This is a genomic window from Gordonia insulae (assembly GCF_003855095.1).
GTDB lineage: Bacteria > Actinomycetota > Actinomycetes > Mycobacteriales > Mycobacteriaceae > Gordonia > Gordonia insulae.
Genome location: NZ_CP033972.1, coordinates 931,480 through 957,211 on the forward strand (window position 1 = coordinate 931,480; position 25,732 = coordinate 957,211).

Here is a 25,732-nt window from a genome sequence, read left to right on the forward strand (position 1 = left end):
TCCCCGACCGCATTGTGGACCGCAGGCGCTGCGGACTCCAGCGCTGCGGACTACAGGCGGGCCGCCGCCGGTTGATCGAGGAACCAGACGGTCTCGTCGGTGCCGTGCGCACCGGCGCAGGGCCAGTCGGCGGCGTGGGCGCCGGAGTGTGCGGCGGCGACCGCCTCGGCCTTGTCCGCGCCGGCGACGAGAAACCAGACGGCCTTGCTGCGGTTCACGACCGGCAGCGTCAAGGTGATCCGCCGCGGCGGCGGCTTCGGCGAATCCTCCACGGCGACAACAGTCTTCATCGACTCGGCGGTCGCCGTGGTGTGCGGGAACAGGGAATTGATGTGTCCCTCCCCGCCCATGCCGAGCAGGTGCAGATCGAAATGCGGGACCTGCCCGGCGCCGACGCGACTCAACACGCCGGCGTAGTCGGCGGCCGCGGCGTCGATGTCGTCACCGAATGCGCCATCCGACGGCGCCATCGGATGGACCCGCGCCGGATCGACCGGCACGTGGTCGAGCAGGGCGTCACGCGCCTGCCCGTAATTGCGTTCCGGGTCGTCGTCCGGGACGAATCGGTCGTCACCCCAGAACAACTCGACCTTGGCCCAGTCGATGCCACCGCTGTCGGCGGCGAGCGACCGCAGGATCGCGATCCCGTTGCTCCCACCGGTCAGTACGACCGAGGCGACACCGTGATCGGCCTGCGCGCGGGTCACCAGATCGACGAACCGACGCGCGGCCGTCGTCACCAGGTCGGCCTTGTCGTCGAAGACGAGCGTCTCGGGGATCATCAGGCCACCGCCCCCTCGATCTCGACCTCTGTCACACCGCTCAGCGCCTGTTCGTACACCTCGTCGATGTCCAGGCGCCGCAGCTCCTCGGCGAGCAGCAGCGGGAGTTCGCGACGCGACATCGCGACCCGCCCGTCGGGTTTGCCGGGCATGCAGAGCACCGCGTTGTTGTTCTGGTCGACCGCCAGGACGGTGGGCCCGTCGTCGCGCTGCAATCGCACCTCGAAGCTGCCGACGCGTCGCTTGGTGGGGACGTTCAGGGCGGACCGGAGCCATCCGGCGAGCAGGTCCACACCAGGTGATCGTGCCGGGCCGGTGACCTCGACGGAGAGGATCGGCGTGTGCGGCGGCCGGTCGACCGCCGACGCCAACAGCGCGCGCCAGTGGGTGATCTGGGTCCATGCCAGATCCGAGTCGCCCGGCGCGTAGGTCGCCAGCCGCCGTGCCAGCACCGTCTCCGGATTCGACGACTTGCTGGCGTCGAGGATGCGCCGACGACCCAGCGTGCCCATCGGGTCGGTCGCCGGATCCTCGGGCGCGGCGCCCGGCCACCAGGTGACGACCGGGGTGTCGGGAAGCAGGAACGGGGTGACCACCGACCGCGGATGATCGGCGAGCGCGCCCTGCAGGGTCAGCACCACCACCTCTGACGCGCCCGCGTCGCCGCCGACGCGGATCTCGGCATCGAGGCGGGAGTCGGCGTCGCGGTCGCCGATGCACACCACGATGACCCGGCTCGGGTGTTCACTGCTGGCACCGATCGCCGCCTCGATCGCCCCCTCCGTCGGTTCGCCGTGGTCGGCGCACACCACGAGGGTGAGCACGCGCCCGAGGCTGACCGCGCCCCCGGACTCACGGACCTCGACGATCTTCTTGGCGACCGTGTTGGTGGAGGTGTCGGGCAACTCGACGATCATCGTGCGCCATCCTCTCGGAGGTCTTCAAGGGCGAGGTCTTCATGGGCAAGGTCTTCGGTGGTGAGGTCTTCGGTGGTGAGGTCTTCGGTGGTGAGATCTTCGGGGGTGGGCGTCACCGGGCGTGAGGTCATGGCCGCCGCCACGTGCGACCGACCCGGTCCATCATCGCGTCGGCCGACGCCGGCCCCCAGGTACCCGACTCGTAGGTGTCCGGACGTCCGCTCTCGGCCCACGCCTCGATCACCGGATCCAGGATCTTCCACGACAATTCGACTTCCTCGTTGACCGGGAAGAGTGATGGTTCGCCGAGCAGCACGTCCAGTATCAACCGTTCGTAGGCCTCCGGGGAGGCCTCGGTGAACGCGGTGCCGTAACTGAAGTCCATGTTGACGTCGCGCACCTCCATGCTCGACGCCGGCACCTTGGAACCGAAGCGCAGGGTGATGCCCTCGTCGGGCTGTACCCGGATGACCAGGGCGTTCTGGCTGAGTTCCTCGGTCATCGTCTTGTCGAACGGCAGGTGCGGGGCCCTCTTGAAGACCAGCGCGATCTCGGTCACCCTGCGGCCCAACCGTTTACCTGTCCGCAGATAGAAGGGGACACCCGCCCAGCGGCGTGAGTCGACCTCGAGGGCGATGGCCGCGAAGGTCTCCGTGGTGGAGTCCTGGGAGAATCCCTCCTCCTCCAGCAGCCCCGGCACCTTCTGGCTGCCCTGCCAGCCCGGCCCGTACTGGCCGCGCGCAGTGTTCTCGTCGAGCGGCAGGATGTTGCTGGTCGCGGCGAGAACCTTGATCTTCTCGTCCTGTAACTGCTTGGGCTCGAAGGAGATCGGCTCCTCCATCGCCACCAGCGCCATCAATTGCAGGAGATGGTTCTGGATGACGTCTCGGGCCGCACCGATCCCGTCGTAATAGCCGGCCCGGCCACCGAGTCCGATGTCCTCGGCCATGGTGATCTGCACGTGGTCGACATAGTGGGAGCTCCACAGCGGATCGAACAACTGATTCGCGAAGCGCAGCGCGAGGATGTTCTGGACCGTCTCCTTGCCGAGGTAGTGGTCGATGCGGAACACCGACGACTCGGGGAAGACGCTGTTGACGATCGAGTTCAGTTCCTTCGCCGATTCGAGGTCGTGCCCGAACGGCTTCTCGATCACCACGCGCCGCCAGTTGTCACCCTCCTCGGTCGCGAGACCGCTGCGATGCAACTGCTCGCACACGGTCGGGAAGGCCTTGGGCGGGATCGAAAGGTAGAAGGCGTGATTGCCGTCGGTGCCGCGCTCCTTGTCGAGTCGGTGCAGGGTGTCCTTGAGCCGGTCGAACGCGTCGTCGTCATCGAACGAACCCGACACGAACCGGAAGCCCTCGGCGAGTCGTTCCCACACCTCTTCGCGGAAGCCGGTGCGCGCGTGGTCGCGGACCGCGTCGTGCACCACCTTGGCGAAGTCCTCGTCGTCCCAATCACGGCGGGCGAACCCGACGAGTGCGAACGACGGCGGCAGCAGCCCGCGGTTGGCGAGGTCGTAGACGGCGGGCATCAACTTCTTGCGTGCCAGGTCGCCGGTGACGCCGAAGATGATGAGACTGCACGGACCGGCGATCCGCGGCAGCCGCTTGTCGCGGCGATCGCGAAGGGGATTGCGCCAGACCGAATCCCTGCCGGACAACCCGGTCAGCCCTTCGTGGCCGCGGCGAGTTGTTCGGCGGTCGCCTCGAGCAGTTCGTTCCAGGCATCCTCGAACTTCTGCACGCCCTCGTCCTCGAGGACGACGAACACGTCGGCGAAATCGATGCCGACGGCGGCGATCTTGTCGAACACCTCCTGAGATTCGGCGCCCAGTCCGACGATGGAACCCGTGTTGACCCAACCGTGGTCGGCGAATGCGTCCATCGTCTTGCCCGGCATGGTGTTGACCGTGTTGGGGGCGACGAGCTCGCTCACATAGAGGGTGTCGGGGTAGTCGGGGTTCTTCACCCCGGTCGAGGCCCACAGCGCGCGCTGCGGGCGGGCACCCTGCGCGAGAAGGTCGGGGAAGCGCGACTCGACCTCGAAGACCTCCTGGTACGCCTGGTATGCCAGTCGCGCGTTGGCCAGCGCCGCCTTGCCCTTGAGTCCGGTGGCCTCGGGTGTGCCGATGGCGGCGAGACGTTTGTCGATCTCGGTGTCGACGCGGGAGACGAAGAACGAGGCCACCGAGTGGATGGTGGACAGGTCATGACCCGCCTGCGCGGCGGCGTCGAGGCCGTCGAGGTAGGCGTCCATGACCTCCTTGTAGCGCTCCACCGAGAAGATCAAGGTCACGTTGACGCTGATGCCCTCGGCGAGGGTGCGCGTGATCGCGGGCAGGCCGGCCTTGGTGGCGGGGATCTTGATCAGCAGGTTGGGCCGGTCGACGATCTTCCAGAGTTCGATGGCCTGTGCGACGGTGCCGTCGGTGTCGTGCGCGAGTCGCGGATCGACCTCGATCGACACGCGGCCGTCGACGCCGTGGGACTCCTCGTAGACCGGGGCGAGCACGTCGCAGGCATTGCGGACGTCGTCCGTGGTCACGGTGCGAATGGTCGCATCGACGTCGGCGCCGCGGGCCGCGAGTTCGTTGACCTGTCCGTCGTAGCTGGTGCCCTTGGACAGGGCTGCCTGGAAGATGGACGGGTTGGTGGTCACCCCGACGACCGATTTGGTGGCGGTCAGCCCGGCGAGGTCGCCGGAGCTGATCAGGTCTCGGGACAGGTCGTCGAGCCACACGGATACACCGGCGGCGGACAGTTCGGCGAGCTTCTCGTTCTGGGTCACGATTCTCTCCTCTGGCTTGTGGCCTGTTGTTTGCTGACGGTGCTCCGTGTGGGCCGCGCGACGTCGGGGCAGCGCTATGTGGTGACGGCGCGCTGCGCGGCGGCGATGACCGCTTCGGTGGTGATGCCGAATTGTTCGTAGAGCACCTTGTAGTCGGCGGAGGCGCCGAAGTGATCGAGCGACACGATCTCGCCGCCGGCACCGACGATGCGGTACCACGGCATGGCGATACCGGCTTCCACCGAGACTCGCGGCACCGACGGCGGCAGGACGGAATCCCGGTAGCCCTGCGGCTGCTCGTCGAACCATTCGACACACGGCATCGACACCACGCGAGCCGCGATTCCCTTGTCGGCCAGAGCTTTCTGGGCCTCGACCGCGAGCTGGACCTCAGAGCCGGTGCCGATGAGCACCACGGCCGGGTCGTTGTCGGAATCGCTGAGGACGTAGCCGCCATGGGCCACGCCGTCGGCGGTGGTGCCCTCGAGGATCGGCACGTTCTGTCGGGTGAGCGCGAGGCCCACCGGGTGGTTGCGCCGGCTGAGCAGGTGTTGCCAGGCGTACGCCGTCTCGTTGGCGTCGGCGGGGCGCACCACGTCGAGATGAGGGATCGCGCGTAGTGCGGCCAGATGCTCGACCGGCTGATGGGTCGGGCCGTCCTCGCCGAGGCCGATCGAGTCGTGCGTCCAGACGTAGATCGGATCGATCTCCATCAGCGACGCCAGCCGCACCGCGGGGCGCATGTAATCGGCGAATTGCAGGAACGTGCCGCCGTACGCCCGGGTCGGGCCGTGCAGTGCGATGCCCGACAGGATCGACCCCATCGCGTGCTCGCGGATGCCGAAGTGCAAAGTCCGGCCGTAGGGGTTCGCCGACCATTTCTTGGTGCTGATCGAGGTCGGGCCGAACGAGGCCGCCCCGTCCATCGTGGTGTTGTTGCTACCCGCGAGATCGGCTGAGCCGCCCCACAATTCAGGCAAGATCGCACCCAGCGCGGAGAGCACCTTGCCGGATGCGGAACGAGTCGCCACATCCTTGTCGCCGGGCGTCCAGGACGGCAGTGCGTCGGTCCAGCCCTCCGGCAGCTCGTGGGCGTGCAGGCGGTCGAAGAGCGCCTTGTTGTCCGGATTCGCCGACGCCCAGGAGTCGAACGCGGTGGTCCACTCGGCCTTCGCGGCCTCGCCGCGGGCGATGAGCTCGCGGGTGTGACCGATGACCTCCTCGGAGACCTCGAAGGTCTTGTCGGGATCGAACCCCAGGATCTTCTTGGTCTCGGCGATCTCGTCGTCGCCCAGGGCCGCACCGTGCGCGGCGCCGGTGTTCATCTTGGTCGGTGCCGGGTAGCCGATGATGGTGCGCAGACAGATGATCGACGGCTTGTCGGTGACCGCCTTCGCCGCCTCGATCGCCGCCTCGATGGCCACCACGTCCTCGCCGCCCTCGACGGTCTGCACGTGCCACCCATAGGCCTCGTAGCGCTTGGCCACGTCCTCGGACAGTGCGATGTCGGTGTCGTCCTCGATGGAGATCTGGTTCTGGTCGTAGAAGACGATGAGATTGCCGAGCTGCTGGGTGCCCGCCAGCGACGATGCCTCGGACGTGACGCCCTCTTCGATGTCGCCGTCCGAGGCGATCGCGTAGATGAAGTGGTCGAACGGGCTCGTGCCGGGCGCGGCATCGGGATCGAACAGACCCCGTTCGTACCGCGAGGCCATGCTCATCCCGACGGCGGAGGCGAGGCCCTGACCCAACGGTCCGGTGGTGATCTCCACACCCTTGGTGTGCCGGAACTCGGGGTGGCCGGGAGTGAGTGACTCCCAGGTCCGCAACGCCTCGATGTCGCCGAGTTCGAGGCCGAATCCGCCGAGGTAGAGCTGGATGTACAGCGTGAGGCTGGAGTGGCCACACGACAGGACGAAGCGGTCCCGGCCGACCCAGGTGGTGTCGGCGGGGTCGTGGCGCATGACGCGCTGGAACAGGGTGTAGGCGAGAGGTGCGAGGCTCATCGCCGTGCCGGGGTGGCCGCTGCCGCACTTCTGCACGGCGTCGGCGGCCAGCAGCCGGGCGGTGTCGACCGCGCGGGTGTCCACCTCGGACCAGTCGTCGGGGTGGGTCGGCTGGGTCAACGCGCGAATGTCATCTGAGAGCGCCACGATCGTGCTGTCTCCTGTGCCTTGTCGGTTGCGATGGTGTCGGTTGCCGAAACTGGGCGGCTGATCTGATCGGGGGAGATCCGGTGTCTTCGGCAGCTACGGCCTCCAGAGTAATCTGCCGCACTCGGGCACGGCGCGGCGAGTGACGTGAACGAGGTCAGGAGTCGATTCTTCGATCCCGGAACCCACCGTCTACCATGCTCTGTAGTAGCTCCTTGTGCAGTGTTGCACCGCCGCCGTGGTCCGACGCGCGCCCGGGGCAGACGAGGAGAGGCCGTGAGGATTGGGGATCGTGTGAGCGGAGATACGTCCGCCGCTTCCCGCGCTACCCACGGCTCATCGACCTCGACCGAATCGTCGTCCGATGCGCCCGGGGACTCGTTCCTCGCCCGCAGTCGCGCGACCGTGCTCGCCTACGTCGCACTGACCAAACCGCGCGTCATCGAACTGCTGTTGGTCGCCACCATCCCGGTGATGCTGCAGGCCGACCGCGGACACGTCGACATCGCGCTGATCGCGGCGACGCTGCTCGGCGGCTGGCTCGGCGCGGGTAGCGCCAACACGCTGAACATGGTGGCCGACGCCGACATCGACCAGAAGATGAAGCGCACGGCGCGACGTCCGTTGGCCCGGCATGCGGTCTCGACGCGCAGCGCCCTCGTCTTCGGGATCGTGCTGTGGATCGGTTCGTTCGGAGTTCTCTGGTGGGCGGCCAATCTTCTCAGCGCACTGCTGGTGACCGCGACCATCGCGTTCTACGTCGGCGTGTACACGATGATCCTGAAGCGCCGCACCTGGCAGAACGTGGTGTGGGGCGGGGCGGCCGGGTGCATGCCGACCCTCGTGGGGTGGGCCGCGGTGACCGGGACCATCGGCTGGCAGCCGATCGTGTTGTTCCTGGTGATCTTCTTCTGGACGCCACCGCACACCTGGGCGCTGGCGATGCGCTACAAGGAGGACTACCGCGCGGCCGGTGTCCCGATGCTGCCGGTGATCGCGACCGAGGAGCGGGTCACCCGGCAGATGCTCTTCTACACCTGGGCGACCGTCATCAGCTCGCTGGTCCTCGTCCTGGCCACCAGCTGGATCTACGGTGCCGTCGCGGTGCTGGCGGGCGCCTGGTTCGCGAGCCGGGTGCACAAGCTGTACAAGGAGACGCGTGCGGGTGCCGAGGTCGCGCCCCTGAAGATCTTCCTGCAGTCCAACGAGTACCTCGCGATCCTCTTCTGCGGTCTGGCCATCGACGCCGTCGTGAACCTGCCGCTGATCACCAGCTACTTCTGAGGCCGATCGCGGACGTCGGATGATCACCAACGTCCGCGACCTGCCTGCTCTCGATGACCCCGGTCAGCCCGGGATGAGCACCGTTGTGCCGGTGGTGGAGCGTGATTCGAGGTCGCTGTGTGCCTCGGCGGCGTCGGCGAGACGGTAGTGCTGGCCCACGCGTACATCGATGTCACCCTCCGCGACCGCACCGAGGAACTCCCCGGCACGCCAGCGCAGTTCGTCGGTGTCGGCGATGAAGTGCGCGAGGGTCGGCCGGGTCACCGACAACGAGCCGGCCGCGTTGAGGCGCTGCAGGTCGAACGGGGGGACCGGCCCGGATGCCGCGCCGAACAGGGCGATGGTGCCGCGAACCGCGGTCGACGCGAGCGACTGTTCGAAGGTGTCGGCGCCGACGCCGTCGTAGGCCACCGCAACCCCGCGCCCGTCGGTCAGTGAACGGACCTCCTCGGCCAGCGCGTCGCCGTAGCGCAGTACGTGATCGGCACCCGCCGCCGTCGACAGCGCGGCCTTCTCGTCGCCGGAGACGGTGGTGATGACGCGCAGCCCGCGACGCTTGGCGAGCTGGGTCAGGATCAGCCCGACTCCTCCCGCTCCCGCGTGGATCAGCACGGTGTCACCGCTCTTCGGGTGCGCGCTGCCGTCGAGGAGGTAGTGCGCGGTCAGGCCCCGCAGCATCGCCGAACCGGCGACGTCGTCGGGCACTCCGTCGGGGACGGGTACCGCCCGTGAGGCGGGCACGGCGACGAGTTCGGCATAGCTCGCCGGGCCGTCGACCCAGCAGACCTTGTCGCCCACGGCGACGCCGTCCACCTCCGCACCCACCGAGACGACCTGTCCGGACGCCTCCGAACCCGGGATGTAGGGCGGGACCGAGGGGTACAGACCCCGCCGCAGATATGTGTCGATGAAGTTGACCCCGATGGCCGCGGTCCGCACGAGGACCTCGCCCGGTGCCGGGATCGGGTCGTCGACGGTGCCGTATTCCAGAACTTCCGGACCGCCGTGGCGGGTCACCTGAATTGCGCGCATGGCACTGTTCTACCGCACCGCCCGTCGGGTACCGCTGCGGGAGCGTGCGGGTGGTGGACCGGTATGCTCACCGTCATGAGCGAGCAGTCCGAATCGGAGATCACCGACGTGTCGCCAGTGCCCACCGCGGACACCGACATCAAAGGCGTGGTCGGCTCCATCAAGGGTTTCATCGGCCGGGAGGGTGGATCGGCCAAGGCCGTGCTGCAGCCGATCGGAGCGGCCGGTGTCCGCATCACGCTCGTCGGTGCAGACGGTGGCATCCTCGGTGACCGCGTGGTCGCCGATCTGTCGACCGCGCAGGCCGTCGTCGCGGAGATCGACGGCCTCGAGACGGCCGAGTGGGACCGTGATCTGACGTCGGCGGCGAACGTGTCACCGTCGCACTACCGCAAGATGGCCGGGTGGGTCGCCCGCCAGAAGCGCTTCCCGAAAGCGCGCAATCGCGCGATTCTCTAGCGCGCCTCGCCGGCGGGTGACCACCGCTGACCTGCGGTCGGCTCGACCGCGTCCGCAGGGATGTCGTCGGCAGCGGACGTCCGCATGGTGAACTGCAGGATCAGCCACGTCGCGGTGATCAGTAGCAGGGCACTGACGGCCATGTGTGCGATCACCAGGACGATCGGCAGTCCGGTGTTGTACTGCACCACTCCGATGACGCCCTGGAGGGTGAGCAGGCCGACGAACGTGTAGGCGGTCCGACGCTCGGGCAGCTGCAGGACGCGGGCGAACACCGTGATGGCCACGGCGAGTCCGATGAGCACGAACACCGCATCGGCATGGAGTTGGGTGGCGTGGTCGGGTGCGAGTCCGTTGCGCGGTGCCTCGGTGTCGCCGGCGTGCGGGCCGGAACCCGTCACGACCGTGCCGAGATAGATCACCGCCCAGGTCACCAGGTACTGCAACCAGGCCAGTTGCCGGCCCAGCCGGATCCGCGGCCCCGCCGCCTGCGGCGGCGCCGAGTTCGGCCGGAGGCGATAGACGAGGACCGTCGCACCGGACACCAGCACCATCGACAACACGAAATGCAGCGCCACGACCCACGGGTTCAGTTTCGTCAGGACGGTGATGCCGCCGATGACGCCCTGGAACGGGATACCCAATGCCAGCAGCGTGACGAGCCACTTGTCGCGCCGGACGGACCGTGCATACCGCAGCACCGCGATGAAGGCGCCGATCGCGATGATCGTGAGGACCCAGGTCAACATGCGGTTGCCGAACTCGATCACACCGTGCACGCCGAGTGCGCCGTGCGGGACGAACGAGTCGTCGGTGCATCGGGGCCACGTGGGGCAGCCGAGTCCCGAGCCGGTGAGACGTACGGCGCCGCCGGTGGCGACGATCCCCACGTTCGCGGCGAGCAGCGCGACCGTCCACCAATAGACGAACCGGGCGGTCGGCCGACCGAAGCCGGGCACCCGGTCGAATCGGCCGGCGTGACCCGTTTCCGCCGCGTCCGGCTCGGGGACCTGCGCCGTCGCCGGGGTCTGGGAAGCTGTCATTGGAACCGGAACCACCTCACCGCGAGCACCGCGGCAACCGCCGCCCATGCCAGCAACACACCTACTCCGAAGAAATCCACCGAACCGTGGGTCGCCTGATCGAGCGCCTCGGTCAACGCCCCGGACGGCACACATCGGGCGATCCAATGGGCCGCGGCGGGCACCCGATCACCCATCACCACGAGACTGCCGATACCGACCATCGCGAACCACAGCAGATTGGCGAGGGCGAGCACGACCTCGGCCTTGAGTGTCCCGCCGAGCAGCAGCCCGAGCGCGGAGAACGTGGCCGTCCCGACCGCGATGATCACCACGCCGAGCAGCAGACCCAGCGGCCCGGGTCGCCACCCGAACGCGAGACCGATCGCACCGATGATCAGCGCCTGCAGGGCGACCACCAGTACCACGGCGATCGACTTGCCGGCGATGATGCCCCAGCGTGGGATCGGCGTGGCGCCGAGGCGTTTCAGCGCGCCGTACCGGCGGTCGAAACCCACGGCGATGGCCTGCCCGGTGAACGCCGTCGACATCACCGCGACGGTCATGATCGCCGGCACGAACGTCGTCGCCCGTTCCGCGGCCGAGGTGCCGAGACCGGTGTCCACCGGCAGGAGACACAAGCCGATCAGCAGTGTGATCGGGATGAACATGGTCAGCAGCAACTGCTCGCCGTTGCGCAGCAACAGGGTCAGCTCCATGCGCGACTGCGCCGCGAGGATCGCCGGCAGCGACGCGGCACGTGGCCGGGGGCGAAGGTACCCGGGGCGAATCGGTTGGCGGAGTTCGTCGCCAGGGGAGGGGTCATGAGCGCAGCGCCCGTCCGGTCAGATCGAGGAAGACGTCGGACAGGCTGCGTGTCTCCACACGTAGATCGGTGGCGAGGACGTTGATCTTGGCGCACCACGCGGTCACGGTCGCCAGGACCTGGGGCGTGACCGGACCGTGCACCAGGTAGCAGCCGGGCGCGGTCTCGGTGCAGCGATAGTCCTCGGGCAGGGCGAGCAGGAGGTTCGACACGTCGAGGCCGCGGGGCGCCGAGAAGCGCAGTTCGTTCTCTGCGCCGCGGCTGGTCAGGTCGGCGGGCGTCCCGGCCGCGACGACCCGTCCGTGGTCGATGATCACGACCTGGTCGGCGAGCTCCTCCGCCTCGTCCATGAGATGGGTGGTCAACAGGACCGACACACCATCGCTACGGAGGCGATCGATCAACTCCCACACCATGATTCGTGCGTGGGCGTCAAGTCCTGCGGTCGGTTCGTCGAGGAACACCAGCTCCGGACGCCCCACGATGGCGCAGGCCAGCGACAGGCGCTGCTGTTGCCCGCCGGACAGCCGCCGGAACGGGGTCCGAGCGCAGTCACCGAGTCCGAGCGCGTCGAGCAGCCAGGAGGGGTCGACGGGGTCTGCGCTGTATGCGGCGCACAGCCGCAACATCTCCTCGGCACGCGCGCCCGGGTAGGCGCCGCCACCCTGCAACATCACACCGATCCGCCGCCGCAACGCGTCGTTGTCCGCCACCGGGTCGAGGCCCAGGACACGGATGTCGCCGGCGTCGGGGGTCAGGAAGCCCTCGCACATCTCCACCGTGGTCGTCTTGCCTGCGCCGTTCGGGCCGAGGAGGGCGAGGATCGTGCCGGTCTCGAGTCGGAGGTCGAGGCCGTCCACCGCGGTGCGGTCGCCGTAGCGTTTGACCACGCCGGTCAGGCGCACCGCAGGTGCGGGCGTCGGGGCCTCCGCGCTCACCGTGCGGCCAGCGGTCGACCGATGATCAGGTCGTTGATCATCATCTCGGTACCGCTCCCGCATCGTCGTGCCACGCACACCCGCCAGACTATTCGTTCGCCGCCGTCGTCCAAAAACTGCGGCCGGGTGCCGACCGTCCGGGCGTCAGTCGACGTCGACCTTCTCGGGGGCGGTCGCGCGTGCCCGGCGTGCACGCCACCAGCGATGCACCGGCAGGTCCTCGAAGAACAGTGCGGTCATCACGGCGACCATGATCACGCCGGCCAGGAGTCCTTGGGCGAGTACGACTCCGCTGGTGTTCGAACTCGTCGGCATCACCACGATGGCGATGATCGCCGAGACCGCGATCGTCGTGAGGCGGAACCACGGGCGGGTCGCCCAGGCGGCGAGCGGGATGACCGCCCACAGCAGATACCACGCCTGGACGAACGGGAAGAAGACGACAACTGTGGCCATTGACACACCCAGGGCGCCCAGCGGGTGCAGGCGGCCACCGAGCGACGCGAGCATCCACCGCACGATGAACACCGCGGCGACCAGCTGACCGAGCGGACGACCGACCTCGAGGATCGCCTGGGTCTGGTCGCCGAGTCCGAGTCCGACACCTATTCGTCCGGTGGTCACCGACAGCAGGGTCGGCATCGACATCCACGACCGCACCACATCGCCGGTGGACAGCGTGCTGGTCCATCCGAAGCCGAGTCCGGTGCCCACGCAGATACCGACCATGACGACGACGAGGACGGTCGCATAGAAGGCGGCCGATGCGGCCAGGGCGGCGACCGATCGTCGGGACCGTTCCCACCATTGGCCGATCGGCGCGTGGCGCAGGGCGGGCAGGATCGCACCCCAGCGCTGGGCCAGCGCGATGCCGACGAACCCGAGCGCCAACATCGAGGTCACCTTGACCATCGCCGACGCGGAGATCACCGCCGCTCCCGCGATGAGGGTCCAGCCGGCCGCCGACGGCCAGTACGACCCGGCTCTGCGTAATCGATCGCTGCCGTAGATCGCGCGGAACGACAGCTCGAGGCCGACGAGCATCAGCCCGAGCATCAGCGCCTCGTTGTGGATGCCGCCGACGAGATGCAGGATCAGCAGCGGATTCATCGCCCCCAGCCAGAGCGCGGCCACCGACGACACGCCACATCGTCGGGCCAGCCGGGGCAGCGCCCACACGATCAGCGCGATGCCGACCAGGGCCACCAGGCGATGCAGGAAGATCGCCGCGGTGATGTTGTCGCCGGTGACAGCGGTGATGCCCTTGCCGATCCAGAGGAACAGCGGCCCGTACGGCGCGGGTGTGTCGCGCCACAGATTGGGTACCGAACGCGTGAGCACATGATCGACGCCGAGTCCACGCACCGGACTGATCACGTAGGGGTCCATGCCGCGGAACGCGATCGCACTCTGAGCGAGATAGGAGTAGATGTCCTTGGACAGCAGCGGCGGGGCCACGATGATCGGTGCGATCCACAGCATCAGCGTGCGGTCGGCCTGGGTGCGGGTCATCCGCCGTTCGGGGCTCCGGCCGCGGCGCACCTCGACGCTGAACCGCCCGACGGCGAAGCGGCCGAGCAACAGCCACGCCACGACGAGCATGATGGTCCCGCCGATCGACATCGTGAGGGCGGTACTCCACATCCGGGACGGCAGGGACAGCACCCGCATCCCCGCGACCGGGTTCTGCAGCACGGGTATCGCGCCGGTGCCGAGCGAGCCGATGAGCAGCAACACCGAGCCCGTCGCGCCGAACAGCTTGATCCGGAGGAGGCGACGGTTCTCCGCCTCGTTCAGCGGGCCGACCTCGCGCTCGTCGTCGTGGAGGCGTGCGACGGTCTTGCCGTAATCGCCACGCCGGTCGATGGTGTCGCCGGCGTACGGGCCCGGGGCGTGTCGGGATCTGCTCAGGCCGAGATAGGCCGCCGCACGCCGCAGGAGCGTGGTGCTCTGGCGCAGCGAGCGGCCCCGACCCCGCGTCACTGTGGTTTCTGGCACGCCGACGACTCTAGACGGTGGCCCGCGCGCGGACCCGGCGTGCCACGACCCGCCCGTGGCGGCCCGGTAAGGGCAGCCTTGCTGGCACCTGGGAAGCAATTACGTCACACTTGTGTTGTGAAAACCATGAGGAGCGATACCGTGCTGCCCGACAGCACGTCCACCGCCCCCGCCGATGGTGGTGTCAACGCCGGCATCCATCACGACGGGCAGACGCGTGCGTCCGTGGTTTCCCTGCTGGTCGAGGACGGTCCACTGACCGCGACCGAGATCGCCGACCGGCTGGGCATCAGTGCCGCGGGTGTGCGCAGGCACCTCGACGTACTGGCCGAGGCGGGTGATGTCGAGGCGTCATCGTCGGGATTCGGCAGACGCGGACGTGGCCGGCCGGCCAAGTGGTTCCAACTCACCGCCACCGGTCGCGGCAAGTTGCGCCACGCTTACGACGACCTCGCCGGCGCGGCGATGCGCAGGTTGCGCACCGTCGGCGGCGAAGCAGCTGTTGAGGCGTTCGCCCGCGATCGCGTCGAGGAGATCGTCGCGGATGTCGTTCCCGCCGAGGAGTCGGGATCGATCGCGACGACGGTCAACGAGATCGCCGACGCGCTCACCAGCGCCGGGTTCGCGGCCAACACCCGCGAGGTCGGCACGGGCATGCAGATCTGCCAGCACCACTGCCCGGTGGCACATGTCGCCGCCGAGTTCCCGGAACTCTGCGAAGCGGAGACCGCGATCTTCACCGAATTGCTCGGGACCCATGTGCAGCGACTGGCGACCATCGCCAACGGGGACTGCGCCTGCACCACCCATGTTCCGCTGCACCCACCCCCGGACGGCGCCCGTGCCCCATCCGGGAGCACCACGACGATGACAGTGAGCGATGCACAGCCCGCATCCGCCCATCCGAAGAAGACGAGTCGAAAGGCCTCGCGATGACAGTCACCGAACCAACCGCGACCGACACCGCCGCCCCAGTGGGATCCACGCCGACCAAGCCGTCCCCGCTCACCCAAGAGGAGACAATCGCTTCGCTGGGCACGTACGGCTACGGCTGGGCCGACTCCGACGTGGCCGGGGCGAGCGCCCAGCGCGGTTTGTCCGACGCGGTCGTCGCCGACATCTCGGCCAAGAAGAGCGAGCCCGAGTGGATGCTCGAGCAGCGTCTCAAGGCCCTGCGCATCTTCGACCGCAAGCCGATGCCCCACTGGGGCTCCGATCTCAGCGGCATCGACTTCGACAACATCAAGTACTTCGTGCGGTCCAGTGAGAAGCAGGCCGCCACCTGGGATGACCTGCCCGAGGACATCAAGAACACCTACGACAAGCTCGGCATCCCCGAGGCGGAGAAGCAGCGCCTCGTGTCCGGGGTCGCGGCACAGTACGAGTCGGAGGTCGTCTACCACTCCATCCGTGAGGACCTGGAGAAGCAGGGCGTGATCTTCCTCGACACCGACACCGCGCTCAAGGAGCATCCGGAGATCTTCCAGGAGTACTTCGGTTCGGTGATCCCGGCCGGCGACAACAAGTTCTCCGCCCTCAACACGGCCGTCTGGTCCGGTGGCTCGTTCATCTACGTCCCGCCGGGTGTCCACGTCGACATCCCGCTGCAGGCCTACTTCCGGATCAACACCGAGAACATGGGCCAGTTCGAGCGGACCCTGATCATCGTCGACGAGGGTGCCTACGTGCATTACGTCGAGGGTTGTACCGCGCCGATCTACAAGACCGACTCGCTGCACTCCGCGGTAGTCGAGATCATCGTCAAGAAGGGCGGTCGCTGCCGGTACACGACCATCCAGAACTGGTCGAACAACGTCTACAACCTGGTGACCAAGCGCGCCAAGGCCGAGGCCGGCGCCACCATGGAGTGGGTCGACGGCAACATCGGTTCCAAGGTGACGATGAAGTACCCGGCCGTGTGGATGACTGGCGAGCACGCCAAGGGTGAGGTGCTCTCCGTCGCGTTCGCCGGCCCGGGCCAGCACCAGGACACCGGCTCCAAGATGGTCCACCTGGCGCCTAATACCTCGAGCAACATCATCTCGAAGTCGGTGGCCCGCGGCGGTGGACGCGCCTCCTATCGCGGTCTGATCAAGATCAACAACGGTGCGCACGGCAGTCGCTCGACGGTGAAGTGCGATGCCCTGCTGGTCGACACGATCTCGCGCAGCGACACCTATCCGTACGTCGACATCCGAGAGGACGACGTGACGATGGGCCACGAGGCCACCGTGTCGAAGGTCAGTGATGACCAGCTCTTCTATCTGATGAGCCGGGGTCTGACCGAGGACGAGGCGATGGCCATGGTGGTGCGCGGATTCGTCGAGCCGATCGCCAAGGAACTCCCGATGGAGTACGCGCTCGAACTCAACCGCCTCATCGAACTGCAGATGGAAGGAGCCGTCGGCTGATGGCAGATCCCACATTGCCCGTCGCGTCGACGCCGGTCGCACCCGCGGACCGCGGCGAAGCCGGCCCGGTCAACAAGGGTGAGATGTTCACCTCGTTCGACGTCGATGCGTTCGAGGTGCCCAGTCCGCGCGAAGAGGTGTGGCGGTTCACTCCGTTCCGCCGGTTACGCGGACTACACGACGGCTCGGCACAGCGCACCGCTGATCCGACGATCGTCGTCTCCGGGTCCACTGACGGCGTGACGGTCGAGACCGTCGGCCGCGACGACGCACGGCTGGGCGACGGCGGCGTGCCCTTCGATCGCGTTGCCGCACAGGCATACTCGTCGTTCTCTGACGCGACTGTGGTAACCGTGGCGCGTGAGGTGGAGCTCGCCGAGCCGGTCGTGATCGATCTGACCGGTCCGGGCGCGGGCGAGGTGGCCTTCGGGCACATCCAGATCCGTCTCGAACAGTTCGCCCGAGCCGTCGTCGTGCTCGACCAGAAGGGTGGGGGCACCTACGCGGAGAACGTCGAGTTCGTGGTGGGGGACAGTGCGGCACTGACCGTCGTCAACGTCCACGACTGGGACGACGACGCCGTGCACGTCGCCGCCCACCACATCCGCGTCGGCCGCGATGCCGTCGTGCGTCACTTCGCGATCAGCCTCGGTGGCAACCTCGTTCGACTCTGTCCGGTGGTGCATTACGACGCCCCCGGTGGCGACGTCGAACTCTGGGGTCTCTACTTCGCCGACGCCGGTCAGCATCTCGAGCAGCGCCTGCTCGTCGACCACAGTCAGCCCAATTGTCGCTCGAATGTGGTGTACAAGGGCGCGCTGCAAGGAGATCTGAGCGGTGACCGTTCGCGCGAGGCGCACACGGTCTGGATCGGCGACGTGCTGATCCGGCCGGCGGCCGAGGGCACTGACACCTTCGAGCTCAACCGCAACCTCGTGCTGACCGACAACGCCCGTGCCGACTCGGTGCCCAACCTGGAGATCGAGACCGGAGAGATCGTCGGCGCCGGACATGCCAGCGCCACCGGACGCTTCGACGACGAGCAGCTGTTCTACCTGCAGGCGCGTGGCATCCCGGAGGACCTGGCGCGACGTCTGGTGATCCGCGGGTTCTTCCGCGAGATCATCGCGAAGATCTCCGTCCCCGATCTGCGCGAGCGGCTCGAGGCGGCCATCGAGTCCGAGCTCGAACTCGCCGGCGCCTGAGCTGACCGACGCCTGACCGACCGGCACCGCACGACGAGAAACCCTGACCGTTGATCGAAAACACGACCGAGGCGCCAGCCAGGACGTATCGATCACAGCCTGAGAAAGACACTCCACATGACCACACTGGAAATCCGTGACCTGCACGTCGACGTCGCCCAGAGCGACGCCGACGCCGAACCCATCCACATCCTCAAGGGTGTCGACCTGGCCGTGTCGTCGGGCGAGACCCACGCGATCATGGGGCCGAACGGCTCCGGCAAGTCGACGTTGTCGTACGCGATCGCCGGCCACCCCAAGTACCAGGTGACTCAGGGGTCGATAACGCTCGACGGCGAGAACGTCCTGGAGATGAGCGTCGACGAGCGTGCCCGGGCGGGCCTGTTCCTGGCCATGCAGTACCCGGTCGAGGTCCCCGGCGTGTCGATGTCGAACTTCCTCCGGACCGCGGCCACCGCCGTGCGCGGTGAGGCGCCCAAGCTGCGCCACTGGGTGAAGGAGACCAAGGAGGCGATGACCGCGCTGGACATCGATCCGTCCTTCGGCGAGCGCAGCGTGAACGAGGGCTTCTCCGGTGGCGAGAAGAAGCGCCACGAGATCCTGCAGCTCGACCTGCTCAAGCCGCGGATCGCGATCCTCGACGAGACCGACTCCGGTCTCGACGTCGACGCGCTGCGGGTGGTCAGCGAGGGCGTCAACCGCTACAAGGATCGCGAGCACGGTGGGGTCCTGCTGATCACCCACTACACCCGCATCCTGCGCTACATCCAGCCCGACCACGTCCACGTGTTCGTCAACGGACGCATCGTCGAATCGGCCGGCCCCGAACTCGCCGACGAACTGGAAGCGAACGGCTACGTCCGGTTCACCTCGGCGGCGGCCGCAGGCTGATCCACCACCCGGTGAAGGAGGCACAGCCATGACCCTCTCACCCGAGACCGTCGCGCCGGCACTGGACGTCGAACGGTTGCGTGCGGATTTCCCGATCTTGTCGCGCACCGTCCGCGACGACAAACCGCTGGTCTATCTGGATTCGGGGGCGACCTCGCAGCGACCGGTCCAGGTACTCGACGCCGAGCGGCAGTTCCTCACCACGCACAACGCGGCGGTTCATCGCGGGGCTCACCAGCTCGCGGAGGAGGCCACCGACGCCTACGAGGCGGCGCGCGCGGCAATTGCCGTGTTCGTGGGTGCGAGCCCCGAGACGATCGCATTCACCAAGAACGCGACCGAGGCGCTGAACGTCGTCACCTACACGCTCGGCGACGACCGCTCCGGCGCGGTGCTGGGCGGGAAACCGCTGGGTCCCGGTGACACGGTGGTCATCACCGAGCTCGAGCACCACGCGAATCTCGTTCCGTGGCAAGAGCTCTGCCGGCGTACCGGTGCCACCCTGAAGTGGTACGGGGTGACCGAGGACGGTCGGATCGACCTGGATTCACTGGTTCTCGACGAGACGGTCAAGGTCGTATCGTTCACCCACCAGTCCAACGTCACGGGCGCTGTCGCCGACGTCGCCGAGATGGTGCGTCGAGCACGCGAGGTGGGCGCGCTGGTGGTCCTGGACGCATGTCAGTCGGTGCCGCACGCGCCCGTCGACTTCACCGCGCTCGACGTCGACTTCGCGGCCTTCTCCGGGCACAAGATGTTCGGGCCGTCGGGCGTCGGTGTGCTGTACGGCAAGGCCGGACTGCTCGAGGCGCTGCCCCCGTTCATCACCGGTGGATCGATGATCGAGACCGTGTCGATGGAGGTGTCCACCTACGCGCCGCCGCCCCAGCGGTTCGAGGCAGGCGTTCCGATGACCTCGCAGGTCGTCGGACTCGGTGCCGCGGTCGACTATCTCACCGCGATCGGGATGGATTCCATTGCGGCACACGAGCACCAGCTCACCTCGTACGCACTGGATCGACTTTCCGCGATCGACGGACTGCGGATCATCGGTCCGGCCACCGCCGAAAACCGCGGCGGAGCGGTGTCCTTCCTGGTGGACGGCATCCATGCCCACGACCTCGGTCAGATCCTCGATGACGAGGGTGTCGCGATCCGCGTCGGACACCACTGTGCGTGGCCGCTGCACAAGCGTTTCGGCGTCGCCGCCACGGCGCGCGCATCATTCGCCGCCTACAACACGGTGTCCGAGGTCGATGCGCTCACCGATGCGATCGTGCGGGCACAGAACTTCTTCGGGGTGATCTGATCGTGCGGATGGAGCAGATGTACCAGGAGGTGATCCTGGACCACTACAAGCATCCGCACGGGCGGGGACTGCGCGAGCCGTTCGGGGCCGAGGTGCATCACGTGAACCCGACGTGCGGTGACGAGATCACGCTGCGGGTCGCGCTGTCGGCGGATGGGTCGACGGTGGAGGACATCTCCTACGACGGCCAGGGTTGCTCGATCTCGCAGGCATCGACGTCGGTGCTGCACGATCAGATCGTCGGACAACCGGTCGCCGAGGCATTGGCCACGCTGGATTCGTTCAATACGATGATGACGTCGCGTGGAGCGAACGCCGGAGACGAGGATGTCATCGGCGACGGTGTGGCCTTCTCGGGTGTCAGCAAGTACCCGGCACGGGTCAAGTGCGCACTGCTGGGATGGATGGCGTTCAAGGACGCGTTGTCCCGGACAGTCGAACGAGATGAATCTTCAGAAGTGGAGTCAGCATGAGTGACGAAACAGCCACACCCGAGGCCCCGACCACCTCGCTGCCACAGCTCGAGGACGTGGAAGAGGCGATGCGCGATGTCGTCGACCCCGAACTCGGTATCAACGTCGTCGATCTCGGCCTCGTCTACGGCATCGACATCACCGACGACGCGGTCGCCAAGATCGACATGACCCTGACGTCGGCGGCCTGTCCGTTGACCGACGTGATCGAGGATCAGTCGCGGGCCGCGCTGGTGAGCAGCGGACTGTGTACCGATATGGAGATCAACTGGGTCTGGCTCCCGCCGTGGGGCCCCGACAAGATCACCGACGACGGCCGCGAGCAGTTGCGGGCGCTGGGCTTCACCGTCTGATCAGCGTCTGATCACTGGCGATGACCGCCACGTCCGACGAGCAACCGTCCGACCAGGGTCGGTTCCGACGCGTTCGCCGCTGGCAGCCGCCGCGGTACGAGTCGCGGGTCGAGAAGATGATCCGGGAGGCCACCGAGCGTGGCGAGTTCGACAATCTGCCGGGGATGGGCAAGCCCATCGACCTCAGCGACGCCGACGATCCCGACTGGTGGGTCAAACGCAAGATCCGTGACGAGAACCTCGATTCGTCGGCGCTGCTGCCCATGCCGCTGCAATTGCGCAGGGAGGCACAGGACTTCCCGGATTCGTTGGTCTCGATCGCCGACGAGGACGCGGTCCGCGAGATCCTCACCGACTTCAATCGCCGTGTGCGAGAAGCTCATCTGGTCTCGCGATCAGGTCTGCCGACCCTGGTCACGGCGCACACCGTGGACGTCGACGACCTGATCGACAGGTGGCGGGAGCTGCGCCGGTCGCGCGGGTGAACACTCGCGCGACACGAGATCGCCGTCGTGGTTGCGGTTCCGGTCGCGGTCGCGGTCGCGCAGAGCGGTAAACCCGTTGCGGGCATCAGTAGGGTTTGCCCTGTGATGATGACTCTCGAGGTGCGCGGCGACCGTGATACCCCGGCCACCGATCTTGGATACCTGCTGCACAAGCACCCGGACCGCATGCAGACCTTCGACACCTCGCAGGGCACCGCGCGCGTCTTCTATCCAGGGGCCGGTGTGCACGAGTGCCGTGTCGCCCTGCACGTGGACGGCGAGGGCGTCCGTTCGCGCGACGAGACGGAACGCCACGTCAGCACCATCCCGTATGCCGCGTCGTCCCGATTCGTCGTCGCGATCGGCAAGGTTTTCGGTGACGCCCTCGCCGGTCGGTGCGCCCGTCCCGAGTTGGTCGAGCACTCCTGGCCGATCGCCATCACCGTGCCGTCGGTGCCCATCGGGGGACAGGTGGGACCCGACGAGCTCTTCACGCCGTTGGGCTGGCGCGTCGAGGTCTCCCGGCAGCCGCTGCGGCCCGCGGGGTGGGGCGACTCGCCGTACGCGGGAGTCTCGCTACAGGGCCGGCATACGGTCCGTGACGCTCTGCGCCACCTCTGCGTGCTGCTGCCCGTGATCGCCGACGACAAGCACTATTTCGTCGACGAACTCGAGATCGACAAGCTCGAGCGTCTCGGCGACGGCTGGCTGTCCACCCACCCGCACCGGGACCGCATCATCAGCGGCTACGTCAAGCGAGTGCGCCCGCTGGTCGACCTCGCCGTCGACCGGCTCACCGGCTCTGACCCGACCGACGCCGATCCGACCGACGCCGATCCGACCGGTCCGGGGACGGCCGATCAGCGGGGCGCCGAGACACCGGGAACCGCGAGGCAGGCCGGGTCGGCGGTCGCCGCCCGTCGGGAGAGCCTGGCCCGCAGACGACTCGATGCGGTCGTGGAGTCGGTGCGTGCGGCACACGGACGATCGGTCCTCGACCTCGGATGCGGCGAGGGGCGCCTCCTCGCCGCGCTCGCAGCCGACGGCACCCACACGCGCCTGGCGGGCGTCGACGTGTCCGTGGCGGCCCTGAACCGTGCCGCCGAACGGTTCGGCCGTCGACGCGATGTCGCACTGTGGCAGTCGTCGTTGATGTACGCCGACTTCCGCTGCCGCGGGTTCGACGTCGCCGTCCTGATGGAGGTCATCGAGCACATCGATCAGACGCGGCTGCCCGTTGCCGTCGCATCGGTCTTCGACGGCATGGCGCCGGGGACCGTCGTCGTGACGACACCGAACCGCGAGCACAACTCCCGCTACGGCCTCGGCGACGACGAGTTCCGGCACCCGGATCACCGATTCGAGTTCACCCGTGCGGAATTCGCCCGCTGGTGCGATGACGTCGCCGCCGAGTACCGCTACACCGTGGCGCTCGGCGAGATCGGAGATCCCGACGCCGAGGTCGGCGCGCCGACCCAGAGTGCTGTGTTCACCCGGATCGACGAGGAGAGCCGATGACCACACCGACTGCCTCGCACCCGATCACCGACGATCCGATGCCGATAGAACTGCCCGACCTGTGTCTGGTCGTCCTCGTCGGGGTGTCCGGATCCGGGAAATCCACCTTCGCCCGCAACCACTTCCGTGACACGGAGGTGCTGTCGTCGGACACGTTCCGGGGTCTCGTCGCCGATGACCCGACCGATCAGGGCGCCACCGCGGACGCCTTCGGCGCGCTGTTCGACGTCGCCGGACGGCGGCTGCGCCGTGGGCTGCTGACCGTCGTCGATGCCACCTCGGTCCGAGCCGAGGACCGGCGCAAGCTACTCGACTTGGCGAAGGACCACGACGTGTTCGCCGTCGCCGTGGTCCTCGACGTCGAACTCGACGTGCTCAAGCGGCGGTCGGCGGCGCGCACGGATGTCGACGAGGGAGTCGTCGTCCGTCAGCACCGCCTGCTGCGGCAGCAGGGAAAGAACCTGCGCAAGGAGGGTTTCCGCTTTGTCCACCGGCTGGTCGGTGCGGCGGCGATCGATGATGTGAGTGTCGTCCGGACACGGCTGTTCAACGACCTCACCGACCAGCACGGCCCGTTCGACATCATCGGCGACGTGCACGGTTGTCGTGCCGAACTCGAGACGTTGCTGCGCGACCTGGGATGGACGATCACGTCGTCGCCGGACGGCGCGGTCGATGTGCTCGACCACCCGGAGGGCAGGCGAGCGGTCTTCGTCGGGGACCTGGTCGATCGTGGACCGGACACGCCCGGGGTGCTGCGGCTGGTCATGTCGATGGTGGCGTCGGGTCAGGCGATCTGCGTCCGCGGCAATCACGAGGAGAAGCTGCTCCGTGCCCTACGGCAACGCGACGGTGGTCGTCGCGCCGACAAGCCGGTGCAGCTCACCCACGGCCTGGCCGAATCGGTGCAGCAACTCGATGCGTGCCCAGCCGAATTCCGCACTGCCGTCATCGAATTCCTCGACGGACTCGTCTCCCACTACGTCCTCGATGACGGGCGCCTGGTGATCTCGCATGCCGGGCTGGCCCAGCGCTATCACGGCCGCACGTCCGGTCGTGTCCGCAACCTGGCCATGTACGGCGAGACCACCGGCGAACAGGATCGGTGGGGTTACCCGATCCGCGTCGACTGGGCGCGTGACTATCGGGGCGATGCCCGGGTGGTCTACGGACACACGCCCGTGCCGACGGCGGCCTGGATCAACAACACGATGTGCCTCGACACCGGCTGCGTGTTCGGCGGGCGCCTCACCGCGCTGCGGTACCCGGAGGGTGAGCTCGTCGATGTCCCCGCGGGCCGGACGTACTGGCCGTCGGAGCGTCCGATGGGATATGGGGACTCGGCCGCCGACGCCCGCGTCCGGGCCGGGCTGACACTCGACGACGTCGTCGGAAAGCGCACCGTCACCACGCGTTTCGGACCTCCGGTGACGGTTCGGGAGGAGAACGCGGCCGCCGCCCTCGAGGTGATGTCGCGGTACGCGGTGGATCCCCGGTGGTTGCGCTATCTCCCGCCGACGATGAGTCCGGCCGGCAGTGCCGATCCCGACCTGCTGGAGGACCCGCAGTCCGCGTTCGCCTCCTACGCAGAACTCGGCGTGACCGAGGTGATCTGCGAGGAGAAGCACATGGGTTCACGGGCGGTCGTGGTGGTGACCCGCGACGACGACGCCGCCCGCCTCGGATTCGGCGTGTACGACGGTGGGCCCGGCGCGATCTACACACGAACGGGCCGCCCGTTCTTCGAGCCGGGGACGACGGGTGCCCTGCTCGCGCGGATCCGGGCCGCGGCGCAGGGTGTCTTCGACGACCTGGGCTGTGATCGACTGATTCTGGACGCCGAGCTCCTGCCGTGGAACATCAAGGGCGAGGGACTGATCCGCGATCACTTCGCGTCGGTACCGGCCGCCGCCGAGCCGGAGCTGGCGTTGTTGACGTCCGAATTGCGCGACGCAGCCGAGCGCGGGCTCGACGTCGCGGAGCAGATCGCGGTGACGACCCGCCGCAGCACCGACGTGTCGGCGTTCGCCGACGCCCTGCTCCGCTACATCCGACCGGGTGCCGGTGTCGACGACATCCGCATCGCGCCCTTCGAGCTGCTCGCGGCCGGAGCGGACGGCGGCCACGAGACATTCGAGAATCGTCCGCACACCTGGCATCTCGAGATCGCCGACCGTCTGGCGGGTGCCGATCCGGAGCTGTTCACCACCACGCGACGACGTGTCGTCGACACCGGGTCGGAGCGCTCGCGTGCCGACGGCGCCGCCTGGTGGGCGGAGATGACGGCGGATGGGGGAGAGGGCATGGTCGTCAAACCGATCGGCAACCTCGTACGCGACGCACGCAACCGGGTGGTGGTCCCCGGGCTGAAGGTGCGGGGGCCGAGTACCTGCGGCTCATCTACGGGCCGTCGTATCTCGGCGACGTGCACCGGCTGCGTTCGCGAGACCTGCGGCACAAGCGCTCGATGGCCATGCGTGAGTATCAGCTCGCGCGGGAGGCGCTTGCGCGCCACCGTGAGGGAGCGCCGTTGTGGCGAATCCACGAATGCGTGTTCGCGATCCTCGCGTGCGAGTCCGAGCCGGTCGATTCACGGCTCTGAGTAGTAGTTCTCACCCACACCGGACGGATCGGCGTGGACATCAGTCCTGGACGTCACAGCGGAGATGGTTACCGTGGAGGTGTACCAACGAACGCGACAGTCGGAAGAGGTGCGCGATGACCGTGAACGACCCGATCCCGTCCGCCGACGACGCAGACCTCATCGAACAGTCGATCGAGGTCGGCGACGATGCCGAGGACTACCCGGCGACCGACCGTGACGTCATCACCGACGAGTCCCAGGCGTTCGCGCCGGTGACCCTGGACCAGCGCCGCTGATCG

23 protein-coding genes and 1 pseudogene are annotated in these 25,732 nt (G+C 67.8%); 13 read left to right on the forward strand and 11 right to left on the reverse strand.

Annotation, left to right across the window (positions count from 1 at the left end):
• Window positions 1–50 precede the first annotated feature (50 nt).
• From pgl to tkt, 6 genes are all read right to left on the reverse strand, one after another.
• Complete coding sequence (gene pgl, locus D7316_RS04385; protein ID WP_124707207.1) at window positions 51–782, reverse strand: 6-phosphogluconolactonase; 732 nt, start codon at window positions 780–782, stop codon at window positions 51–53.
• Entirely contained in the window at window positions 782–1,699 is a 918-nt protein-coding gene (locus D7316_RS04390) for a glucose-6-phosphate dehydrogenase assembly protein OpcA (RefSeq protein WP_124707208.1), read from the reverse strand. Before D7316_RS04390 ends, pgl begins: the two co-directional genes overlap by 1 nt.
• Window positions 1,696–1,830, reverse strand: a complete 135-nt coding sequence (locus D7316_RS27595; RefSeq protein WP_269462485.1) for a hypothetical protein — start codon at window positions 1,828–1,830, stop codon at window positions 1,696–1,698. The genes D7316_RS04390 and D7316_RS27595 overlap by 4 nt, the downstream gene beginning before the upstream one ends.
• Window positions 1,827–3,374, reverse strand: coding sequence for a glucose-6-phosphate dehydrogenase (gene zwf, locus D7316_RS04395; protein ID WP_408610064.1), 1,548 nt, complete (start codon window positions 3,372–3,374; stop codon window positions 1,827–1,829). Before zwf ends, D7316_RS27595 begins: the two co-directional genes overlap by 4 nt.
• Window positions 3,371–4,492, reverse strand: coding sequence for a transaldolase (gene tal / locus D7316_RS04400; protein WP_124707210.1), 1,122 nt, complete (start codon window positions 4,490–4,492; stop codon window positions 3,371–3,373). The genes zwf and tal overlap by 4 nt, the downstream gene beginning before the upstream one ends.
• Before the next feature lie 74 nt (window positions 4,493–4,566).
• A complete protein-coding gene (tkt, locus tag D7316_RS04405) occupies window positions 4,567–6,645 on the reverse strand; it encodes a transketolase (protein ID WP_124707211.1) in 2,079 nt (692 codons plus the stop codon).
• 294 nt (window positions 6,646–6,939) lie between these two features.
• Between tkt and D7316_RS04410 the strand changes: the two genes are divergently transcribed.
• Window positions 6,940–7,929 carry a heme o synthase gene (locus tag D7316_RS04410; protein ID WP_124707212.1) on the forward strand — a complete coding sequence of 330 codons (990 nt, stop codon included), beginning with the start codon at window positions 6,940–6,942 and terminating at the stop codon, window positions 7,927–7,929.
• Window positions 7,930–7,992: 63 nt separating this feature from the next.
• On the opposite strand, the gene D7316_RS04415 is transcribed toward D7316_RS04410, so the two are convergent.
• Entirely contained in the window at window positions 7,993–8,961 is a 969-nt protein-coding gene (locus D7316_RS04415; protein ID WP_124707213.1) for a quinone oxidoreductase family protein, read from the reverse strand.
• A gap of 75 nt (window positions 8,962–9,036) precedes the next feature.
• Here D7316_RS04415 and D7316_RS04420 point away from each other — a divergent pair, with 75 nt between their 5' ends.
• Window positions 9,037–9,420: a hypothetical protein gene (locus D7316_RS04420; protein ID WP_232016757.1), complete on the forward strand. Its 384-nt coding sequence runs from the start codon at window positions 9,037–9,039 to the stop codon at window positions 9,418–9,420.
• On the opposite strand, the gene D7316_RS04425 is transcribed toward D7316_RS04420, so the two are convergent.
• From D7316_RS04425 to mptB, 4 genes are all read right to left on the reverse strand, one after another.
• Entirely contained in the window at window positions 9,417–10,463 is a 1,047-nt protein-coding gene (locus tag D7316_RS04425; protein WP_124707214.1) for a COX15/CtaA family protein, read from the reverse strand. The genes D7316_RS04420 and D7316_RS04425 overlap by 4 nt on opposite strands.
• A complete protein-coding gene (locus D7316_RS04430; RefSeq protein ID WP_124707215.1) occupies window positions 10,460–11,161 on the reverse strand; it encodes an ABC transporter permease in 702 nt (233 codons plus the stop codon). The genes D7316_RS04425 and D7316_RS04430 overlap by 4 nt, the downstream gene beginning before the upstream one ends.
• Before the next feature lie 103 nt (window positions 11,162–11,264).
• A complete protein-coding gene (locus tag D7316_RS04435) occupies window positions 11,265–12,284 on the reverse strand; it encodes an ABC transporter ATP-binding protein (RefSeq protein ID WP_232016758.1) in 1,020 nt (339 codons plus the stop codon).
• 66 nt (window positions 12,285–12,350) lie between these two features.
• On the reverse strand, window positions 12,351–14,204 hold the full coding sequence (gene mptB / locus D7316_RS04440) for a polyprenol phosphomannose-dependent alpha 1,6 mannosyltransferase MptB (RefSeq protein ID WP_408609968.1): 1,854 nt from the start codon (window positions 14,202–14,204) through the stop codon (window positions 12,351–12,353).
• A gap of 126 nt (window positions 14,205–14,330) precedes the next feature.
• Between mptB and D7316_RS04445 the strand changes: the two genes are divergently transcribed.
• The 11 genes and pseudogenes from D7316_RS04445 (at window position 14,331) to D7316_RS27070 (ending at window position 25,729) form a co-directional block, all read left to right on the forward strand.
• On the forward strand, window positions 14,331–15,140 hold the full coding sequence (locus tag D7316_RS04445; RefSeq protein ID WP_197718184.1) for a helix-turn-helix transcriptional regulator: 810 nt from the start codon (window positions 14,331–14,333) through the stop codon (window positions 15,138–15,140).
• Window positions 15,137–16,615: a Fe-S cluster assembly protein SufB gene (gene sufB / locus D7316_RS04450; protein ID WP_232016759.1), complete on the forward strand. Its 1,479-nt coding sequence runs from the start codon at window positions 15,137–15,139 to the stop codon at window positions 16,613–16,615. The genes D7316_RS04445 and sufB overlap by 4 nt, the downstream gene beginning before the upstream one ends.
• On the forward strand, window positions 16,615–17,820 hold the full coding sequence (gene sufD / locus D7316_RS04455) for a Fe-S cluster assembly protein SufD (RefSeq protein WP_124707216.1): 1,206 nt from the start codon (window positions 16,615–16,617) through the stop codon (window positions 17,818–17,820). Before sufB ends, sufD begins: the two co-directional genes overlap by 1 nt.
• Before the next feature lie 117 nt (window positions 17,821–17,937).
• On the forward strand, window positions 17,938–18,711 hold the full coding sequence (gene sufC, locus D7316_RS04460; protein ID WP_124707217.1) for a Fe-S cluster assembly ATPase SufC: 774 nt from the start codon (window positions 17,938–17,940) through the stop codon (window positions 18,709–18,711).
• A gap of 28 nt (window positions 18,712–18,739) precedes the next feature.
• The gene (locus D7316_RS04465) at window positions 18,740–20,020 is read left to right on the forward strand and encodes a SufS family cysteine desulfurase (RefSeq protein WP_124707218.1); all 1,281 of its coding nucleotides are present in this window, start codon (window positions 18,740–18,742) and stop codon (window positions 20,018–20,020) included.
• Window positions 20,021–20,022: 2 nt separating this feature from the next.
• Window positions 20,023–20,493, forward strand: a complete 471-nt coding sequence (gene sufU / locus D7316_RS04470; protein WP_124707219.1) for a Fe-S cluster assembly sulfur transfer protein SufU — start codon at window positions 20,023–20,025, stop codon at window positions 20,491–20,493.
• A complete protein-coding gene (locus tag D7316_RS04475) occupies window positions 20,490–20,846 on the forward strand; it encodes a metal-sulfur cluster assembly factor (RefSeq protein ID WP_124707220.1) in 357 nt (118 codons plus the stop codon). Before sufU ends, D7316_RS04475 begins: the two co-directional genes overlap by 4 nt.
• A 20-nt stretch (window positions 20,847–20,866) precedes the next feature.
• Window positions 20,867–21,331 (forward strand): DnaJ family domain-containing protein, encoded by a 465-nt coding sequence (locus D7316_RS04480; RefSeq protein WP_124707221.1) that lies wholly within the window; start codon window positions 20,867–20,869, stop codon window positions 21,329–21,331.
• A 105-nt stretch (window positions 21,332–21,436) separates the two neighbouring features.
• Window positions 21,437–22,849, forward strand: a complete 1,413-nt coding sequence (locus D7316_RS04485; RefSeq protein WP_197718325.1) for a 3' terminal RNA ribose 2'-O-methyltransferase Hen1 — start codon at window positions 21,437–21,439, stop codon at window positions 22,847–22,849.
• 38 nt (window positions 22,850–22,887) lie between these two features.
• A pseudogene (locus tag D7316_RS04490) lies at window positions 22,888–25,451 on the forward strand (polynucleotide kinase-phosphatase).
• Window positions 25,452–25,567: 116 nt separating this feature from the next.
• Entirely contained in the window at window positions 25,568–25,729 is a 162-nt protein-coding gene (locus D7316_RS27070; RefSeq protein ID WP_164473722.1) for a hypothetical protein, read from the forward strand.
• Window positions 25,730–25,732 lie beyond the last annotated feature (3 nt).

What these genes read in the sequence shown, in the direction of transcription:
- D7316_RS04430 (WP_124707215.1), bottom strand. Translation starts at nt 11,161, where the DNA reads ATGGAGCTGACCCTGTTGCTGCGCAACGGCGAGCAGTTGCTGCTGACC.
- D7316_RS04425 (WP_124707214.1), bottom strand. Translation starts at nt 10,463, where the DNA reads ATGACAGCTTCCCAGACCCCGGCGACGGCGCAGGTCCCCGAGCCGGAC.
- D7316_RS04480 (WP_124707221.1), top strand. Translation starts at nt 20,867, where the DNA reads ATGACCGCCACGTCCGACGAGCAACCGTCCGACCAGGGTCGGTTCCGA.
- sufB (WP_232016759.1), top strand. Translation starts at nt 15,137, where the DNA reads ATGACAGTCACCGAACCAACCGCGACCGACACCGCCGCCCCAGTGGGA.
- D7316_RS04445 (WP_197718184.1), top strand. Translation starts at nt 14,331, where the DNA reads ATGAGGAGCGATACCGTGCTGCCCGACAGCACGTCCACCGCCCCCGCC.
- D7316_RS04420 (WP_232016757.1), top strand. Translation starts at nt 9,037, where the DNA reads ATGAGCGAGCAGTCCGAATCGGAGATCACCGACGTGTCGCCAGTGCCC.
- D7316_RS27070 (WP_164473722.1), top strand. Translation starts at nt 25,568, where the DNA reads ATGACCGTGAACGACCCGATCCCGTCCGCCGACGACGCAGACCTCATC.
- D7316_RS04415 (WP_124707213.1), bottom strand. Translation starts at nt 8,961, where the DNA reads ATGCGCGCAATTCAGGTGACCCGCCACGGCGGTCCGGAAGTTCTGGAA.
- D7316_RS04485 (WP_197718325.1), top strand. Translation starts at nt 21,437, where the DNA reads ATGATGACTCTCGAGGTGCGCGGCGACCGTGATACCCCGGCCACCGAT.
- D7316_RS04465 (WP_124707218.1), top strand. Translation starts at nt 18,740, where the DNA reads ATGACCCTCTCACCCGAGACCGTCGCGCCGGCACTGGACGTCGAACGG.
- D7316_RS27595 (WP_269462485.1), bottom strand. Translation starts at nt 1,830, where the DNA reads ATGACCTCACGCCCGGTGACGCCCACCCCCGAAGATCTCACCACCGAA.
- sufD (WP_124707216.1), top strand. Translation starts at nt 16,615, where the DNA reads ATGGCAGATCCCACATTGCCCGTCGCGTCGACGCCGGTCGCACCCGCG.
- D7316_RS04475 (WP_124707220.1), top strand. Translation starts at nt 20,490, where the DNA reads ATGAGTGACGAAACAGCCACACCCGAGGCCCCGACCACCTCGCTGCCA.
- pgl (WP_124707207.1), bottom strand. Translation starts at nt 782, where the DNA reads ATGATCCCCGAGACGCTCGTCTTCGACGACAAGGCCGACCTGGTGACG.
- D7316_RS04390 (WP_124707208.1), bottom strand. Translation starts at nt 1,699, where the DNA reads ATGATCGTCGAGTTGCCCGACACCTCCACCAACACGGTCGCCAAGAAG.
- sufC (WP_124707217.1), top strand. Translation starts at nt 17,938, where the DNA reads ATGACCACACTGGAAATCCGTGACCTGCACGTCGACGTCGCCCAGAGC.